Source organism: Priestia koreensis, from assembly GCF_001274935.1.
Lineage (GTDB): Bacteria > Bacillota > Bacilli > Bacillales > Bacillaceae_H > Bacillus_AG > Bacillus_AG koreensis.
Genome location: NZ_LILC01000030.1, coordinates 78545 through 96722 on the forward strand (window position 1 = coordinate 78545; position 18178 = coordinate 96722).

The following is an 18178-nucleotide window of genomic DNA, read 5'->3' on the forward strand; positions in this document are numbered from 1 at the left end:
CTCTACAAAAAAAGTCCCTTCATTTCGAAACGGACGACCATTAAACGTTATCTGGTATTTAAATCTTCAGAAAGAGCGAAAACAATTGCTCTTATAACGCCCCCAGTGTCTGCCCCTCTAACAGTTCGATTGCTTCCTCAAACTGATAATCTCTTGCAATATCAAGTGCAGACTTTCCTTGCGAATTTTGGAGAGAAATATCTGCTCCTTTTTCAATAAGCATTTTCATGTAGTCAACTAAATAAGCATTCCCATATGATAGGTGCTGATTGAACATGCAAGCGAACATCAAAACCGTATAACCATGCTGATCTTGAATGTTAGGGCTCGCTCCCGATTGTAACAACATAATTCCAAACTCAAAAAACAAATTTTCAGGGTCTAATTCAACGCTAAGAAGGGAAAGCATGAGAGGTGTTTTTCCATAGTTGTTTTGTCCGTTCACGTCCAATCCACGGTACAGCAGATATCGTAAAAGCTTCTCGTCGTGTGCAATAGAGGAAACGTGGTGCAATAAAGAAGAACCGAGCTCATCCCAAAAATAAACGTCGTTTAGCTCGTGAATTAAAAACAGCGAAACGTCTGAATTACCTGCCTCAATTGACGCGGTAAGTGGATAGAAATTGCTCTTTGAAAAATCAGCACCTGCATCAAGTAACGCTTTAACAATGTACAGATCACTTTGCGAAACCGTATCGTAAAGAACGTCGCTAAGTTCGCTATCTTTATAAGGAATATCTTCTAGTAGCTTAATCAAATAGTCAAAATGACGATAGCGTGCTGCATCATGCAAAAATACGATTTGCTTTTCTCTTCTACATAAGAGGTGATAATTTTTGCTGAACAAATCCTTTAGAATAGGCTGACACCCATACTCCAACGCAATACACAACGGATCTTTCCTCGAGTCATAAGAAACTGCATCTTGAAGGTTCTCTTGCAAAAAATTAATAATTGATTGTATATGTTCACATTTCATTTCTTCTCTTATATTCATTTTTTCCCTCTCCATACATAAACAAAAATAATCGTCTATCACAGAAGTAACGTTCATCAGAAGTTAAATACAGCCATTATTTTACAATATATCATATTTGCCTTATCACTTCTAGGATAATATACCTATCTAAATTATGGTAAAATATAGAAAATAAGCACAAGGAGAACAATAAATAAGTATGAAAAAATGGATAGTTGCATTATTCGTTGGTATTCTGTTAATCGGTTGCAGTAATGAGGAAGAATCCGTATCAAAACCTCCACCACCACCGTTAGAAGAGAAAAAGGACCAACCCGTTCCACAGGAAATTTATTCTCTTCCTGATTTCGGAACAACGGCTCTTCCCGTGCAAAAAGTACTTAAAAAAGATGGCACTTCCTTTAGTCATTTTCCTTCTATGTATGTAGCTCTCTGCTGGAACAATTGTGAAAGTAATCCTTCTGTTATGAAAAACTATCCCTCTCCACTTGACAAAGACAATTATGGTGATACGTTACAAGTAGATTGGCGTGCACTAGAACCTCAGCCTACCGAAGTTTATTTGTTAAAAAGTAAAAGTTCAGACCGCGAAACCATTGTTTCCCGAGAGAAACAAGATGTTTCTGGCGTCTTTCAACTAGTGATTACAGATGATACGATTGAAAACAACTATGCGCTAGAATTTTCATGGAAAGATCATGACCAATTAATAGGACGTAGCCAATTCAACTTTGGCATTCAATAAAAAAGGCACCTGACGATCGAGGCCACTGAAAAACTTCGGATTTTTTAAATGATCAGTAGAACGTAAGACAAAAAAGCTGGATCCCTTCCTTTCTTCGGAAGGGATCCAGCTTTTTCTTCATTCTTCTTCCTTTGTTTTTCTTTATTTTAAAGCAAAAAAAGGCCAAGTTCCTTTCAAAATGGAAACTTGGCCGTTCTACCTGATGCAGTCGCTCTAGGTTGTTTGGAACGGAAGGTGCGAGACTCCTGCGGGATGAGCGTGACAGGTGAGACCCCGCAGAGGAGCGAGGAGGCTCACCACACACCCCGCGGAAAGCGAAGCAACCTGGAGTGGAAATCAATCGACTCCGTTATGAACGCAACCCTTTAAGGACTTTTTTATGTTATTTAATCCATTTTACAACGTCATTCATATCCTGACGTACTTTCGGACGTGGATCGCGAACGCGGTAACCAAATGCAGCCATTACTGCTACTTCAAAGTTTCCACCTTCTAAAACCCCTGCTTGTTCTAGAATGTCATGTACTTTTTCTTGATCGAATCCTTCAATTGGACAAGAATCGATTCCGATTTGAGCTGCTGCTGTCATCATGTTTCCTAGTGCGATGTACACTTGTTTTGAAGCCCAGTCAAACATCGCACGGTCATTTCCAAGTAGTTTGAAATCAGACTCTAAAAATGTTTTGTAGAAGCTGCTTGTTGCTTTATATGCTTCTTCTGGAAGTTGTTTTATGTCCTTTTTCATATGCTCAATATAGTCTGAATTGTAGACCATGTCCTCTGCTGTGCGCGCAAGCATCACAACGTAGTGACTTGCTGTTGGAAGCTGTTTTTGTGCTCCCCATGAAACAGGTTTTAATTGCTCGCGAAGTTCTGGATTTTGAATGACTACAAAACGCCAAGGTTCAAATCCAAATGAACTTGGAGATAGTCTGCCCGTTTCCAAAATGAATTCAAAATCTTCATCCGAAATTTTCTTTTCTGGATCAAATTCTTTTGCGGCATGTCTAAATTGATAGGCCTCTAAAATTTCTTGTTTTTTTGCTTCTTTACTCATGATAATCGCTCCTTCTATGCTGTGTTTATAAATGAATGATTGTTTTTTCAACCTTATACGTTATATTATAAAAGTAATCACAAAAAATAAAAGTACGCACATTTTTGTGGTATAGTATCATTTTTTATACTAAAGGAGGACGGCAGCATGGAGACAAGAATCGATATTTCTAATTGGGATTCTCACGGCTACTCATGTCCTGTTGAAGCAACGCTTGATATTATCGGTGGCAAATGGAAAAGCGTTATTCTTTATCATTTAACGTACCAAGAGCTACGATTTAACGAATTAAAACGCCTCGTTCCAGGAGTAACTCAACGTATGTTGACGCTCCAACTACGCGAACTTGAAAAAGACGGCATTATCCATCGCGAAGTATATAAGCAGGTTCCCCCAAAAGTGGAATACTCGCTCACTGATTTTGGACGAACACTCACTCCGATTATTCAACTTATGTTGAAATGGGGAGTAGAAAATACAGATAAAATCGTTCAGCACCGCGAACAGGCGGAAGCCGAATAGAAAAAAAGAAAGCAGTCGATGCTTTCTTTTTTTAATAAGGCTTATCTTGATAATAATAATTTGGATTAAGAATTCGATTGTTATACGACTTATGAAAAATATGCGTTGTCGCTGGTGAAACAGGTGGAATTAGCCACGTCCAATCCCCTGTCACATCACGCCCTTCATTGTCTTCATTTTGTTCAAACCGCTTAAACTGCTGAGCAGCTGTATGATGATCGACAATGCTTACACCATGCTGCTTGAAGGATTGTAGTACTGCCACGTTTAATTCAACAAGCGCCTTATCCTGCCAAAGCGCAGATGCTTTACTCGTGTTAAGACCCATTAGGGACGCAACCTTAGGAAGAAGATTGTAGCGATTTTCATCTGCTAAATTACGCGCTCCAATTTCCGTTCCCATGTACCACCCGTTAAACGGTGCAGCTGGATACACAATTCCGCCAATTTCAAGCTTCATGTCCGAAATCATTGGGACTCCGTACCATTTCAGATTTAAATCTGAAAATCCTGGGATCTCTTCATGTGTAATCGGTACTTCTATTATTTTCTCCGACGGTACATTAAACCATTTCGTTTCACCGTCTACTTCAATTACGAGTGGCAACACATCAAAATGCGTTTTATTTCCTTCCCAGCCTAGCTCTTCGCACACCTTTGTAAAGGGAATAGATGCTTCGTCGCCAATAATTCCGTGCTCACTCTCATAGCCAGCGTACCGAATAAGCTGATGATTCCAGATGCGTACAGGATGCTTGCCCGCTTTTTCTGGCTGAAAGATCGTAATGGTTGGTCTGATTCGGCCTTCATTGGAAGCATAATCAATATGGCGATACAATGCTTCTTTCACGCCTTCAATGCTGTTCTGCTTTCGTTCATCAAACACATGAAGCGTATTCCAAAACAGACGACCAATACAGCGATTGCTGTTGCGCCATGCCATTTTCGCACCGTGCTCTATTTCTTCAAGCGTATGTTCGTATGTTCCCGTTTGTTCAATTTCCTTCTTTATTTCACCAATGCGCTCTTTTGCATCACTAGATGGTTTTTCAAGCTCTTGATAGCACTCCTCAATAAATGTAGTGGCTTCTCTAATTAATTCGTCTTTTGTATACAACTTGACCTCCTGCATATCCATATCGTTCCTTCTATACATTAAGTATTGTTAACGATCTACATTTTCTATTCCTTCCTATTATGACAAAAATGGGAGTCATTTTAAAAATAAAACGAACTTGCGAATGCTGGTAAAATTCACAAGTTCGTTTTTATACGTATTTATTTGAAGCGATTAAAAACGCCTAAGGAGTCGAGCAACACAAGAATGATCGCAATAGGTGTAACAAATCGTAGGAGGAAAAACCAAACGTTGAAAAATCCCTGCTTGATGTTTGATCCCTCTTGTAATTCAGCCATCAACGTGCTTCGTTTCACTTTTATCGAGATAAATAATGAGATGAGAAGTGCCCCGATTGGCATGAGTACGTTACTTGTAATAAAATCAACGAGATCAAAAATAGTTTTATCAAACATCTTAAAATCAGCCAGTACACCGTACGATAGGCATGACGGGATTCCAACGATGAAAATGGCGATTCCAATCAACCACGTCATTTTCGCCCGTTTTTGGTCCTGATCTTTAATCACCGTTGCCACGATAATTTCAATCATTGAAAAAGCGGACGTTAGCGCTGCAAATAACAATAGAAGCAAAAAGGCGATAAAGACCACAGAGCCAAACGGTACGTTTTCAAATACCGCTGGAAGCACGACAAAAATTAACGGCGGTCCTGCTGTTGGCTGGATGTTAAACGTAAAGGCTCCCGGGAAAATCGCAAGCCCTGCTAAAAGCGTAATAAACGTATTGAGTAGCGTAATTGAAAGCGCTGATTTCGGGATGTTTTGTGTTTTCGGCAAGTATGAGCTATATGTAACCATCACCGAAACCCCTAGTGTAAGCGTAAAGAACGCCTGACCAAGCGCATATAAAATGGTTTGTGACGTTAGCTTCGAGAAATCTGGAACGAATAAGAAACGAACGCCTTCCCCTGCACCAGGAAGCATTAATGAACGTACAACTAGTAAAATAAATAAAATAAACAAAATAGGCATCATAATTTTGCTGACTTTTTCAATCCCCTGCTGAATGCCTTTTGCTACAACAAGAATCGTTAATAAGATGAAGGCAAATTGTGCAATAATCGTTTGAGCAGGATTAGCAATAATATCAGAAAAAAGAGTCCCATATTCCGCTTGCGAAAACCCTGATAAGTTTCCTGATAAGGCTTGAATTAAATATAAAAGAATCCATCCGCCTACTACACTGTAAAACGAAAGAACAAGAAAACTAACTAGCACTCCAATTCGTCCCGTTACATGCCACCACGTATGAGGAGCAAGCTTCTTATATGTTCGAATAGCATCACTTTGAGCATGACGACCAATCGTGAATTCGCCTACTAAAAGGGGATAACCTAGTAAAAATGTAAAAATTAAAAAGAGCAGTAAGAACGCACCGCCGCCTCCTGTACCTGCTACGTATGGGAACTTCCATATCGCACCAAGACCGATCGCAGACCCTGCAGTGGCTAGGATGAAGCCTAGCTTAGACGCCCATTGATCTTGTTTTTCCAATACCTCACGTCCTTTCACTTCTAACACAAGAAAAAAGAAGCTGTTTCATTCACAGCTTCTCATCTCATCGACACACATAGTTTAACACTTTAAAGCACTTTTTAAAACTATCTGTTCACTTCGTCCATGCTACTAGCAAGAAAATGCTAAAACGCGAAGATTCACCAAAGCAACACGATATTACACAAACGGTTAGCGAATCAGTATCCTTTTTCAAGATCTACCTGATTGTGTAGGATCTGATTGGCGTTTATTTTCTCTAATGTATCTAAAAAGCAAGCAATTCCTTCTTCAGCGGATGTGACTGCGGAAATATGCGGAGTAATCGTCACACGTTCATCTTTCCAAAGCGGAGACTCCGGTGATAACGGTTCCTCTTCAAACACATCTAGTACAGCCTTTCGTAAAAATGGCTGTTCTAACGCCCAAAGCAAGCTCTCTTCTACTACAGTAGCGCCCCGGCCAACGTTAATAAATCCTGCACCAGAAAGACTCTGGAATAATTGGTGATTAAAAAGCTGGTAGGTCTGCTCTGTAAGCGGAAGCGTGCTAATCACCCAATCTGTCTCTTGTAAAAAGTCACTCCGCTCTGATATTTTGTAGACGTGTTTAAAATGAGCTTTCTTTTGACCGCTTAATGATACCCCTATCACCTCTGTTCCAAGCTGTGAAAACACGCGAGCAACTTCCTGGCCGATCTCTCCCGTACCATAGATCACCACGCGTTGACTTGAAAGGGTTTTAGGTGTAACAGGGGTCCATTCGGAAGCCTCCTGCTGTTTCTGAAATAAATGGTGATGCTGTAAATCCTGTAAAATATAGCTCAAGCAATACTCACTAATCTTTTGACCAAACGAGCAAATCGTTCTCGTCAATACTACGTCATTTTTCCATTCTTTTAGGTCGATAAAACGATCAACGCCGGCTCCTAGTGAGTGAACCCAGCGGAGATTTCCCCATTGAAATTGAGGGATTGGATAAAAATTCACGTAGGCATCTGCCCAAAGAAAATCAGCTGACGTTACCTCTTGTTCCTCTAAAAAGCGAAACGTCTGTGGTAAATCACGGTTCTCTATCTCCTGCTTTATTTGGCTTTTCAATCTTCCCGTCACTAGTATGTGTTGAATATGCATCGCTCCACGTTCCTTTCACACCGTTGTTCCTTCATCATACACCGATGCAAAAGAAAAAGCTGGCTTTTACCAGCTTTTAGTTCGTTGTTTTCTTTTCTTCATAATGATTAAACGCAGGTCCAAGGCTCACTAATGTATCACCGTCGCTTACATCAATATCTGTTCCTTCAGCGAAAAAATGAAGCTCTTTGGACTTCGTAAAGACGAATAAATAGAGCGTATCTTCATTCCGTTCTTCCTTAAATTGCTCAAATGAATATTTTTCGGTAATACTCGTTTGGCGAATAACGTAACCTTCTTCGATTTTATCGTTTAAATGTTCCCACGTGATTCCTTCTTTAAATAATAATCTACCGCCGACAGTGTGGACAATTTCATCTAATCCTTCCTCTTTTTGCTTATTTAAGCTCAGCTGGAAGACGTTATTTCGACCGTATTCTGGAATGAAGGTTGTACATACTAACGCGTTATATGCGTCGATTTCCGTCATCGTCAGCATGTAGTCATATGGTGTCATATCAATTTCATATTCGGTATGACTTGATAAAATTTCCCCTCTGAATACAGGCACCTCATATTTTCGTGCGGATAACAGTCGATACCACGAAGCATCGGTTAGAAGGACAGGCACTTTTAACTCCTTTAATACCTTGGCTAGCTCTGTCGTGAATGCATTTCCTCCAACAAGCAGAACCCCTGGCGTTTCACTGAGTGCGAGGTCTAGCTTCTTCGCGATCCAGCCAATAGAAAAACCATGTACGCATACCGTAGCAAATACGAGCGCAAACGTTAAGGATGTCAAAATAGATGCGTCTTTAAATCCCGCATCTGTTAACACGCCAGCAAAATAACCAGAAACGGTTAAGGCCACAATCCCACGCGGGGCAATCCATCCCACTAAAATCTTTTCCTTTGTACTTAAATCGCTTTTTATCGTCGAAAGAAAGATTGAAAGTGGTCGTACGACGAATAGCATTAATAAGACGAATACGATAATGCGCCAGTCTAATATTTTCTCAAGCGTATCCACGCTAAGTGACGCTGTGAGCATAATAAAAATACCGGAAATAAGGAGTACTGAAATATTTTCTTTAAAATGACGCATGTCGTTAATCGATGCGATATGCATATTTGCAAGCGTAACGCCGATAGCCGTCACGGCAAGTAAGCCTGTTTCGTGCCCTATTTCATCGCTTAGTACAAATGTGGCTAACACGGCAGCGAATACGATCGGCGCTTTTAGAAATTCAGGAACGTATCCCTTCTCAAACATCCAGCCGATTCCTCGTCCTACCAACCAGCCAATTAATACGGCTAGCAAAGAGGCTAAAATAAACCAAACTAAATCCATCGAACTACCGGTTTTTTCAGTTAGAATTTTGATAAATTCATATGCGAATACCGCCAAAACCGCGCCAAATGGATCGACAATAATCCCTTCCCACTTCAATATTTTTGCAGGTTTCGGTTTTAGTTTAGCCTGCCTCAATAGTGGAATGATTACAGTAGGACCCGTTACGATGAAGAGGCCGCCAATAACGAACGACACTGCCCAAGACAAGTCTGCAACCAAATGTGCGGCAATAGCCCCAAAGAGCCATGCTAGCACGGCTCCAATGGAGATAATTCGGAGAATTGGTCCACCTATTCCTCGAATTTCGCGAACATCCAGGTTCAAGCTTCCTTCAAATAAGATAATTGCAACTGCCATTGAAATAATCGGCTTAAACAGCGTATCGAAATCCTCTTTCGGGTCAATAAGCCCAAAAGCTGGCCCAGCCAGTAACCCAGCAACAGACATGATGACAATTGCTGGAAGATTAAAGCGCCATGCGAGCCACTGCGAACCGATGCCTAGTGCACCTATTAACATAAGATGAAACAGCAGTGAATCAAGCATTTTGTTCCCCTTTCCTCCATTGAACAACCTAGAGACATTGTTTTATGTAAAAACTTTTTAATTCAGTAATGCGTGAATGTACTTTACTAATTTAACCTTGTCTCTTCACCTTCAAACCTTATGTATTGGAAGAAAACGGTACCATCAAAAAAAGCTGAGAAATTACTCTCAGCTTTTTTGCATCATGTCCTTATAACTTAATACGCCTTCAAACGCTTGTTGTATTTTTTCCAGTCATCGTTTTATTTAATTCTGTCTCCGTTTATGCACTATTGGTTTGCAGATAAAATGGTGATTGAAACAAGCATGAATGAATCGATCTTAAAGGCGATTTACTTTACCATTCAATTTCTATTTATCGGCTTTTTACTTGTAAACAGCACCAAACGCTCAAGCAATATGCTCGTGCATAGCGAGGAACTAACTCAGCATGTAACAGAGGTTCTAGCAGCCACAACGGAATCGTCCAGCACGTTAAGTAAAAATGTCTATGAGTTGAATCATAATATTCAAGATTCACAGCTCGGAATTAATCAAATCAATGCGGCTGTACAGAACCTTCGAGAGCAAAGCGGCTTCTTTTTATCGCTAATTGAACAGACGGAACTACAAAAGACCAAGTCATTACGTCCTTTAAGCAAACGGATCACATTGTTAATCACAGTGTAGATACCATTCATGAATCTGTTTCATCGTATGACCAACTTATCACGCTACAAAAACAAATGAACGACAAGCTCCAATCGCTCACATCGAACATGAATGTGCTTGATCAAAAAGGCGAAATGGTGAACGATGCTATGTCTACTCTTCGGAATACTCATAAAGATAATGATATTAACGTAGAAGAAATTGCAGCATCCGTTGAAGAGATTACCGCCTCTTTCCAAGAAATTAGCGCATATGTAGAGGAAGTAAACGAACGCGCTCACTCTTTAAATAACATCGCAAAAGAAGCCCGCTAAGTAAAATAGCGGGCTTCTTCTTTCTTTATAAAATTGTATCCAATGCCTGAGATAAATCGTCCCAAATATCCTCCCACGCTTCTAATCCGACCGAAAGACGAATAAGCTGATCTGTAATTCCCATTTCTACTCGCTCTTGTGCTGGAATGACAGAATGCGTCATCGTGGCAGGGTGCTGAATTAACGTTTCAGCATCGCCTAAGCTTACGGCAATTTTGATAAGATCCAAAGCATTTAGCACACGCTGTGCATCCTTCTTGCTTCCCTTGATTTCAAATGAAATAAGACCTCCACCTTTTTTCATTTGCTTCGCCATGATCGGATAATCTGGATGCTGAACGTTTCCTGGATAATACACGCGCTCTACAGATGGATGCATATTAAGCTTTTGAAAAAGACGCTCTGCATTTTCGCAATGACGGTCCATACGTACAGGCAGCGTTTTGAGTCCTCGAAGCAATAACCACGCATCAAAAGGTGCAAGTACTCCCCCAATATCCTTTTGTGTTGTCACTGCCATGTTCTCAATAAAATCTTTCTTTCCAACCACGACACCGGCAATCACATCGCCGTGTCCGCAAATATATTTGGTGGCGCTATGAAGAACGATATCACAGCCTAATACAAGTGGCTGCTGAAGATAAGGTGAAGAAAATGTGTTGTCGACTACGACCTGTAATCCATATTCATTTGCAACTTTTACAACAAGCGATAAATCCACTAGTTTCATCGTAGGGTTAATCGGTGTCTCTACGTAAATACAAACCGTTTCAGGCCTAATGAGAGCTCGAAGCTGCTCCTCCGTTTCCATTGCACAAAAATCATGTGTAATGTTGTACTTTTCCTCCATCAGCTGTAAAAGTCCAAACGTACACCCATAAATACCCTGAGAACAAATAATATGATCATTTGCTTTTGTTAATGAAATCAGTGTTGCTGACACGGCCGCCATTCCTGAACTGAACGCAAGCGCTGCTTCTCCCGCCTCCATAATTGCCATTTTCTCTTCCAATGATCGAACCGTTGGGTTGCCTAATCGCGAGTAGACGTAGCCCTCTTCTTCTCCTTTAAAACGCATCTCACCCTGCTCCGCATTGCGAAACGTAAAAGTAGACGTTTGGAAAATTGGCATTGAAAGACTTCCTAAGTGATGATCTGCATTATATCCGCTATGAATGACCTCTGTTTCTATTTTTCTCGTCCCATGTTTCATAATATCCCCTCTTGTCTCTAAAAATGATCTCTCTACCTCCTTATCATATGTAAAAACTCCACATAATGAAAGCGTTTTCTTTTTCAGTGTTTCTCAATCAGATTACTGAGATTCTTATGAAAAAACACAAAAAAAGAGACGCACCGTCTCTTTTTTTGTTTCTATATCAACACACTGGAAAAAACTTTTCAATAGCTTCTTTTAAGTTACTAATATAGTCTGCCGGTATCTCAATTCCCGCATTATACTTATGAAGCGCAACCGCATGTACAGGATTCACGCCTGTTAAATAACAGTCTGTCCCCATTAGTTTGAAGTCACCAATGAGACGAGATAAGTGAGAAATTCCCTCTGCCTCTACTTTTCCAATTGCTTGAAAATCAATAATGATCTTCTCAATCGAGCTATTGTAGAGTGAATTCACCAGCCTACTTCGGTTATATGAAATTAATTCTTCGTTCAGTGTTCCAAACAATGGAATTAATGCCACTTCTTTTGAAAGGTTAATAAGTGGACCAGAAAGCTGAACGATCTTTTTTAATGAATTCTCGACTTCTTCTTTTTTAAGAAACAATTCAAGATCCGTTTCAGCTAATCGCTTTCTGTGCTGCTGTACTTGTTCAGTAAGAAGCTTAATATGCTCATCTTGCTCGATACACGTAATGTACCCTTCATTATCAACCCATTTAATTGCCACTTTAAAAAGAGCAAATGGAGAACGATGAGTTTTCATTACTAACTCTGTTTCAACTCTGTCATTTGAAAAAAGCTTTTCCTGCGCTTTTTTCTTACTTTCACGATCGACTAGATTTAAAAAGTTTGGAGTTGTCGTAAATATATCTCGTGTGCAATCTGATATCTCCAATATTTCTAGGAAGCGATTTACCCTAAAATACGGAAAAGGTAAATGCCTAGTGTTTGACAATCGACTTCGCTCCCTCTTCATAACTCGCTAACCAATCAGATAAATGACCAAGAGTACTAATTAACTTCGTATCCTTTGAGCAGCAATGTTCATAGTTATGAGGATACTGGGCAATCATTCTCCCCCCTATCATCACCTGTGGTTGATGAGTCTGTGCCTCCATCTTTTCAACGTATTCAGAAAGACGAGGAGCATAGTGCGCCATACTAAATGAGAGACCAATTACTTCTGGCTCCCATTTCTCAGAAGCTAGCATCGCATACTCTAACGGCAAATTTGCGCCTAGAAATTTCGTGTTCCATCCATAATCTTCAAAGATGATGGAGATCATTTTTAGTCCGAGGTAATGCTGTTCATCTTCTATACACAAAAATAAAGCTCTCGGCTGTTCATCATATACATGATCTTTTTTTTCTTTTTTCAGCATGTGCTGATAACGTGATAAAACGTAGTCACATGTCATCGTCGCTAAATGTTCGTCAGCAACCGTAATGGCATCCGTTTCCCAAAGGTCACCAATCCGAACCATTGCTGGTGAAATGAGCTCTTGAAACAGCATTAAGCAGCCATTTAACTGTTCATGCTCATCGAGCACTAGTTCCCATGCCTGCTCTTCATTGCCTTTTAACAAAAGCTCGGTAAGGTATTCAGACCGTTTATTCAAAAAATCACCTCTACTGGTTTTTATATACTTCGTAAAGCGTATTTGATTGATTATTTCTACAAAATCCTATATGATTCCTCTTTCTTTTCACCGCGTAGCGACAATAGACAAGAACTAATCGTAAAAGATCATTTTATTCACCTTAACACAAACTTCCACAACACGATACAATTGTTCTCTTTTATATCAGAGACAATTTAGCTATAATTTTAAAGAGATAAAATGTTTTTATCGTTTAAACAAGACATTTCAATCTATTCACATAAAGTATGCAGTAAAGAAAGGTGTAGAGCATGAGTATTTTAACAGTAAAAAACTTAAGTCACGGTTTCGGTGACCGCGCAATTTTTAATGATGTTTCCTTTCGATTATTAAAAGGTGAGCACATTGGATTAATTGGTGCCAACGGTGAAGGAAAATCAACGTTTATGAACATTATCACGGGCAAGCTTGAGCCTGATGATGGAAAAGTAGAATGGTCGAAAAAAGTACGCGTTGGTTATTTAGATCAGCACGCAGTGTTAGAGCGCGGCTTAAGTATTCGCGACGTATTACGTACCGCTTTTCAATATTTGTTTGATCTTGAAGAAGAAATGAACGGCATCTATGGAAAGATGGCGGACGTATCTCCAGAAGAACTAGAGGGCCTGTTAGAAGAAGTAGGAACACTTCAAGACATGCTTACGAATAACGATTTCTACACAATTGATGCTAAGATTGAAGAAATTGCTCGCGGTTTAGGACTAGATGATATCGGCTTAGAACGCGACGTACATGATTTAAGCGGTGGACAACGTACGAAGGTACTACTAGCTAAGCTGCTCCTTGAAAAACCCGATATTTTATTACTAGATGAGCCGACCAACTATCTTGATGAACAGCATATTGAATGGCTAAAACGCTATCTACAGGAATATGAGAATGCCTTTGTACTAATTTCCCATGATATTCCTTTCTTAAACAGCGTTATTAATCTCATTTATCATATGGAAAATCAAGAGCTTAACCGCTACGTTGGGGATTATGATGACTTCATGAAGGTATATGAGGTGAAAAAACAACAGTTAGAATCAGCTTATAAGAAGCAGCAACAGGAAATCTCAAACTTAAAAGATTTCGTTGCCCGCAACAAAGCTCGTGTGTCAACGAGAAACATGGCCATGTCGAGACAGAAGAAGCTTGATAAAATGGATGTCATTGAACTAGCACAGGAAAGACCAAAACCAGAATTTAATTTTAAAGAAGCTCGCACCGCAAGCAAGCTCATCTTCCAAACAAAAGACTTAGTGATCGGCTATAATGAACCGTTATCAAGACCGTTAAACTTAAAGATGGAGCGCGGACAAAAAATTGCTTTAGTAGGAGCGAACGGAATTGGGAAAACGACTCTTCTAAAAAGTATTTTAGGCGAAATTACGCCCGTATCAGGAACAGTGGAACGCGGTGACTATCAAGAGATTGGCTATTTTGAGCAAGAGGTAAAAACAGCTAATCACAACACGTGTATTGAAGAAGTATGGAGTGAATTCCCTTCCTTTACACAGTACGAAGTACGCGCCGCACTTGCAAAATGTGGATTAACGACAAAGCACATTGAAAGCAAAGTTGAAGTTCTTAGCGGTGGAGAAAAGGCCAAAGTTCGTTTGTGTAAGCTCATGAATACAGAAACAAATATTCTTGTATTTGACGAGCCTACCAATCATTTGGATGTAGATGCAAAAGAAGAGTTAAAACGTGCACTTAAAGCCTATAAAGGGACTGTTTTACTCATCTCCCATGAACCTGAATTTTACCATGACATCGTAACTGAAACATGGAACTGTGAATCCTGGACAACAAAAGTCTTTTAAAGAAAGAAAAACCCCTCGAATGAGGGGTTTTTTTGTCGAAACTATTATTATTCTGAAATTATGTTCGATTCTATGTTACGAACGAATTTTTGTCCAAATTAAGCCAATTCTTGTGGATAACCCATTAATCCGTTGATAAGTAGGAAAATAACCGTCACTTATCCACAGTTATATACGATTGTTTGGGATGGTTAGGCTGATCTGGGTACATTAATTGTAATTTCCCCTCATTTACGAGCTTGCTGAGATAGTTGTTTCGCAACCCATCTGGAATTCGTTCCAACAACATTGATAAATCTTTTAAACGAAGAGGTTTTTTTTCGCACAGCTGCAGGATAATCTCTTCCATTTGCTTTGGTGGAAGTCGTCTTCTTTCACGAGCAACTTTTGCGAGTAAAATCAATTCCTCCGACTCACTAGCTTCTGTCTGAATTTCTTCACGATTGGATTTTTTTTCAGTCGTATCGCCTATTTTATTATAGGACTTATCGGTTCTATTATAGTAGTTAACCTCTTTATTAAAGGAGTTTTCCAGACTATTATATGACTTATTTACTTTATTATACGAGTTAACCTCTTTATTATATGAGTTATGTTTTTTAATATAGGAGTTATGTTTTTCGTTATTTCCCGATACATCAACTCCTATATTAGTCGTTTTTTGTTCTTTTGTAGGTTGTTCTTTTATTGGGTGTCTTTCTGAAGAAGACACTAAATGAATCGATAAAATAGTTTGCTCTGATTCAGGATGCTGATGTAGAGTCGGTGACATTTCGTTAAATGATTGGGTTGCATTAGCAATTGATTTTAATCCAGAACCGGCTCTTTTACAAAGATCAAGTAGGACAAACATTTTAAATAACGTTGGATTTCGTAAATGACTCATATTGGTGGTAAAAGCTTGTTCCTCAGAAATAAGTAGGAGCCCTGGATTGGTCATTTGAATGTACTCGGTTTCTCGTTCAATTACAATGCCGCTTTGCCCTGTGTAGTCTGCATGTACAATTGCATTCATAAGCGCTTCATGAAGCAACGAATGAGGGAGCGATTGTGACGCCGCAGAGAAAGATTCATCTAAATAAGTCATTGTCTTATAATAAAAGTCATACACGTTACCAGACCATGTACCATCTTGTGATGTAAAGCGCTTTTCCCACTCGCCTTTTACTATATTGGACAATGTTTGTCGGTATTCTAAAAAGTATTGTGGTAAAACTTCTGTAATGATGCGCTCTTCACTAAACATTAGCAAACCAGCAACTGTTAACCCTTCTACGTTCGTGTTTCGATGCTTTCCCCATGCACCAATCTTGTATAAAAATTCTTTCGTATCTAGGTTGTTCCAAGGATGCTGGGGCTTGGATGCTGCAAATTTTTCTCGATAATCTTTAATGGACTCGAAGTTAATCTCATTTAACCCATAGTTTTCAAGAATATGATTATCTTGAAGCTCTACAGAGGCTGAAATGAACGAGTTTGTATCATTTTTCACTCTAAATCCCCTCTTACCTTCATTAGTTCATGCTTCCTATTTTAACATCTTTATAGAATGTTCTCCTGCTAAACCATGAAAAGACGTAAATTTATAGCAAAAACTGTGGATAACCTGTTCCTACGTTCCATATGAGGGAGAAAATCCTTTCTTACACACAAAAAAATCCACTGTTTCCACAGTGAATCTTATTGGAACGATCGCCAGAACTCGCCTTTTTTGTTAATAATCTCATTAATCTGTGGGTAAGGGATTGTAAAAGTTGGAAAACCTGCTGCATACGGAGCAATCTCATAAGGAGTAAAGTATATATGGAGCGCATATTCAGACACATAAAAAGGTTGATTGTTGCTAATTCCTTGGAAGCTGTCCGGGAAAACATATGAGTATTGTGGATTTTGTTTAATTTGCTTCGTAATGAGATCGTTAATGGCCTTTTGATAATCACTCCCAGGGATAAATAGCTCATCTAATTTATAAAATTTACCATTTATTAGATTGATATGTGGATAAGTCTTTGTAGGCATCCCGTGGGCCGCTCCAAAATAATATTGATACCCATTCAATTCAATGACAAGAAGGTTCTTTTTAAACATCGAGATGCTGTAATTTCCTGTATAGCTATAGTCTAGTTGCTTAATAGGATCAATGGTTACTACTTTAGATAACGTTTTCAACTGGTTATTCACATTTTCTTGAATCGTTTTGACCTTCATCCCTTCTACCTGTGGATAATATACTAAATAATCTTTATTTGGGCGGTATTTCTTTTGGCGAAGCTGAAAACGGTTATTTAATGCCACCGTATCATTCTCTTCCCAGACGACCTGCCCTGATCGTGTTAAGTATGAGACTTGATTATCCACATCCGCTTTTATTAACGAACGATCAACGGTTAACATACCTGTTCCCTTTAAAACCGGCAGTCCTTGAACAATTTTACCCTGCTCATCAATAAAAAAGGTTGTATCATTATTAGTAGCAGAGGCAAGACCTTTTTCAAACGTGGATACTTGATTGTACACAAAGTCGGTCAGAAACCTCCCGTTATTCGTTGCAATTGCATAATGTGATCCAATGAAAGGTTCTTCTTCTTTAATTGCTTTTCCAACAGCGATCCTTCCACTCCCAATCTGCAACAAATCATTATAGATCGGCTTAATAATTACTTTTCCACTCTTATCAATTAGACCATATTGGTTTCCATAGTCAGGAGCATTGTTAATAACGGCTCTTCCTTCTTGAAAAGGTTGACTATTTGTAAACTGAGGCTCTATTACGACGGTTCCTTCTTCATTAATGTAGCCATACTTTCCGTTCTCTGTTGCCTGAAAGCGAAGTAAACCTTCTCCTAAATTCCCTACAAAGGGATAATTATACATATGAAGACGCTCACCCTTTGTATTAATCAGCGCAAACTCATTCTCTTTTATTTGAACAGAAGCTTTTTTATCCACAAAATCGTAGGCATTTTTATATTGCAGAGGAATAACTTCTTTTCCATCAAGATTTAAGTATCCATATAAAGTTGTTCCTTTCTCGTCTGAAACAGAACATAATGCGCGTCCTTCTTGAAAAGGATTAATGAAGCTGTACGCCTTTTTAGTTAGAACTACCCCAAACTCATCAATGACTTTAAAACCTTCTTGATCCACCACGACGGCTCGCTGATCCTGATAAGGAAGGATCGTATCGTACGTCGGGCGAATCCGGTACTGGCCGTTTCGTGTAATGGTCCCATACTTATCTTTCACCCGCACGATCGCCAAATCATTAGGTTGAAAATCACGCGCCTCATCATAAATAGGCGACAGCATCATAATACCCTTTGCATCAATGTAGCCCCATTTTCTGCCCTCTATTGTCTGAATAGAAGCGGGATACAAAGCGGCCTGCCGATTAATCGGATCGTATACGCGCTCTTCTTGGTTTGTATAATAAGGAGTGGATACAAGCTGTGTCTGAGCCTCTGTATACCACTCTCGTTGGTGCTGCGTCCACATAAGATTTTCTCCTCCTTTAACGTATCTATTTAATGATATGGGCACTTCAAAAAAATGTGCATCTCCCCATACAAAAGAACCCGTCATCAGTAAGAT

Annotated in this window: 17 protein-coding genes; 6 read left to right on the top strand and 11 right to left on the bottom strand. The window is 39.4% G+C overall.

The window, feature by feature from the left end:
* Positions 1-91: 91 nt before the first annotated feature.
* Positions 92-979 carry an ankyrin repeat domain-containing protein gene (locus AMD01_RS19310; RefSeq protein ID WP_169775992.1) on the bottom strand — a complete coding sequence of 296 codons (888 nt, stop codon included), beginning with the start codon at positions 977-979 and terminating at the stop codon, positions 92-94.
* A gap of 199 nt (positions 980-1178) precedes the next feature.
* Here AMD01_RS19310 and AMD01_RS19315 point away from each other — a divergent pair, with 199 nt between their 5' ends.
* Together AMD01_RS19315 and AMD01_RS24285 are read left to right on the top strand one after the other, a co-directional pair.
* Complete coding sequence (locus tag AMD01_RS19315; protein WP_053403086.1) at positions 1179-1724, top strand: hypothetical protein; 546 nt, start codon at positions 1179-1181, stop codon at positions 1722-1724.
* 186 nt (positions 1725-1910) lie between these two features.
* Positions 1911-2093 carry a hypothetical protein gene (locus AMD01_RS24285; protein ID WP_157052796.1) on the top strand — a complete coding sequence of 61 codons (183 nt, stop codon included), beginning with the start codon at positions 1911-1913 and terminating at the stop codon, positions 2091-2093.
* Between the two features lie 13 nt (positions 2094-2106).
* Here the strand turns inward: AMD01_RS24285 and AMD01_RS19320 are convergent, their stop codons facing one another.
* Positions 2107-2781, bottom strand: coding sequence for an NAD(P)H-dependent oxidoreductase (locus AMD01_RS19320; RefSeq protein WP_053403087.1), 675 nt, complete (start codon positions 2779-2781; stop codon positions 2107-2109).
* A 147-nt stretch (positions 2782-2928) separates the two neighbouring features.
* On the opposite strand from AMD01_RS19320, the gene AMD01_RS19325 reads away from it, so the two are divergent.
* The gene (locus AMD01_RS19325; protein ID WP_053403088.1) at positions 2929-3303 is read left to right on the top strand and encodes a winged helix-turn-helix transcriptional regulator; all 375 of its coding nucleotides are present in this window, start codon (positions 2929-2931) and stop codon (positions 3301-3303) included.
* 31 nt (positions 3304-3334) lie between these two features.
* Here AMD01_RS19325 and AMD01_RS19330 read toward each other — a convergent pair whose 3' ends face one another.
* The 4 genes from AMD01_RS19330 to AMD01_RS19345 all read right to left on the bottom strand — a co-directional run bounded on the left by AMD01_RS19330 (position 3335) and on the right by AMD01_RS19345 (position 8970).
* Positions 3335-4420: a nitric oxide synthase oxygenase gene (locus AMD01_RS19330; RefSeq protein ID WP_211263414.1), complete on the bottom strand. Its 1086-nt coding sequence runs from the start codon at positions 4418-4420 to the stop codon at positions 3335-3337.
* 161 nt (positions 4421-4581) lie between these two features.
* Entirely contained in the window at positions 4582-5937 is a 1356-nt protein-coding gene (locus AMD01_RS19335) for a sodium-dependent transporter (protein WP_053403089.1), read from the bottom strand.
* Between the two features lie 200 nt (positions 5938-6137).
* A complete protein-coding gene (locus tag AMD01_RS19340; protein ID WP_053403090.1) occupies positions 6138-7070 on the bottom strand; it encodes a D-2-hydroxyacid dehydrogenase in 933 nt (310 codons plus the stop codon).
* A 76-nt stretch (positions 7071-7146) separates the two neighbouring features.
* Positions 7147-8970 (bottom strand): cation:proton antiporter, encoded by a 1824-nt coding sequence (locus AMD01_RS19345; RefSeq protein ID WP_053403091.1) that lies wholly within the window; start codon positions 8968-8970, stop codon positions 7147-7149.
* A 306-nt stretch (positions 8971-9276) separates the two neighbouring features.
* On the opposite strand from AMD01_RS19345, the gene AMD01_RS19350 reads away from it, so the two are divergent.
* Complete coding sequence (locus tag AMD01_RS19350; RefSeq protein WP_169775993.1) at positions 9277-9639, top strand: hypothetical protein; 363 nt, start codon at positions 9277-9279, stop codon at positions 9637-9639.
* Positions 9640-9734: 95 nt separating this feature from the next.
* On the top strand, positions 9735-9935 hold the full coding sequence (locus AMD01_RS24290) for a hypothetical protein (protein WP_157052798.1): 201 nt from the start codon (positions 9735-9737) through the stop codon (positions 9933-9935).
* A 25-nt stretch (positions 9936-9960) separates the two neighbouring features.
* On the opposite strand, the gene megL is transcribed toward AMD01_RS24290, so the two are convergent.
* The 3 genes from megL to AMD01_RS19365 form a co-directional block, all read right to left on the bottom strand.
* A complete protein-coding gene (gene megL / locus AMD01_RS19355) occupies positions 9961-11148 on the bottom strand; it encodes a methionine gamma-lyase (protein ID WP_053403093.1) in 1188 nt (395 codons plus the stop codon).
* Positions 11149-11314: 166 nt separating this feature from the next.
* Positions 11315-12013 carry an STAS domain-containing protein gene (locus tag AMD01_RS19360; protein ID WP_169775994.1) on the bottom strand — a complete coding sequence of 233 codons (699 nt, stop codon included), beginning with the start codon at positions 12011-12013 and terminating at the stop codon, positions 11315-11317.
* Between the two features lie 46 nt (positions 12014-12059).
* Entirely contained in the window at positions 12060-12737 is a 678-nt protein-coding gene (locus tag AMD01_RS19365; RefSeq protein ID WP_053403095.1) for a cobalamin B12-binding domain-containing protein, read from the bottom strand.
* Between the two features lie 293 nt (positions 12738-13030).
* On the opposite strand from AMD01_RS19365, the gene AMD01_RS19370 reads away from it, so the two are divergent.
* Positions 13031-14587 (top strand): ABC-F family ATP-binding cassette domain-containing protein, encoded by a 1557-nt coding sequence (locus AMD01_RS19370; protein ID WP_053403096.1) that lies wholly within the window; start codon positions 13031-13033, stop codon positions 14585-14587.
* Between the two features lie 154 nt (positions 14588-14741).
* On the opposite strand, the gene AMD01_RS19375 is transcribed toward AMD01_RS19370, so the two are convergent.
* Together AMD01_RS19375 and AMD01_RS19380 are read right to left on the bottom strand one after the other, a co-directional pair.
* Complete coding sequence (locus AMD01_RS19375; protein WP_083446633.1) at positions 14742-16079, bottom strand: ATP-binding protein; 1338 nt, start codon at positions 16077-16079, stop codon at positions 14742-14744.
* A 188-nt stretch (positions 16080-16267) separates the two neighbouring features.
* Entirely contained in the window at positions 16268-18082 is a 1815-nt protein-coding gene (locus AMD01_RS19380) for a WG repeat-containing protein (RefSeq protein WP_083446644.1), read from the bottom strand.
* Positions 18083-18178: the final 96 nt, after the last annotated feature.

Excerpts from the sequence above, each read along its gene's own strand:
- AMD01_RS19325 (WP_053403088.1), top strand. The coding sequence starts at position 2,929 with ATGGAGACAAGAATCGATATTTCTAATTGGGATTCTCACGGCTACTCA.
- AMD01_RS19315 (WP_053403086.1), top strand. The coding sequence starts at position 1,179 with ATGAAAAAATGGATAGTTGCATTATTCGTTGGTATTCTGTTAATCGGT.
- AMD01_RS19310 (WP_169775992.1), bottom strand. The coding sequence starts at position 979 with ATGAAATGTGAACATATACAATCAATTATTAATTTTTTGCAAGAGAAC.
- AMD01_RS19345 (WP_053403091.1), bottom strand. The coding sequence starts at position 8,970 with ATGCTTGATTCACTGCTGTTTCATCTTATGTTAATAGGTGCACTAGGC.
- AMD01_RS19340 (WP_053403090.1), bottom strand. The coding sequence starts at position 7,070 with ATGCATATTCAACACATACTAGTGACGGGAAGATTGAAAAGCCAAATA.
- megL (WP_053403093.1), bottom strand. The coding sequence starts at position 11,148 with ATGAAACATGGGACGAGAAAAATAGAAACAGAGGTCATTCATAGCGGA.
- AMD01_RS19370 (WP_053403096.1), top strand. The coding sequence starts at position 13,031 with ATGAGTATTTTAACAGTAAAAAACTTAAGTCACGGTTTCGGTGACCGC.
- AMD01_RS19350 (WP_169775993.1), top strand. The coding sequence starts at position 9,277 with ATGAATGAATCGATCTTAAAGGCGATTTACTTTACCATTCAATTTCTA.
- AMD01_RS19380 (WP_083446644.1), bottom strand. The coding sequence starts at position 18,082 with ATGTGGACGCAGCACCAACGAGAGTGGTATACAGAGGCTCAGACACAG.
- AMD01_RS19320 (WP_053403087.1), bottom strand. The coding sequence starts at position 2,781 with ATGAGTAAAGAAGCAAAAAAACAAGAAATTTTAGAGGCCTATCAATTT.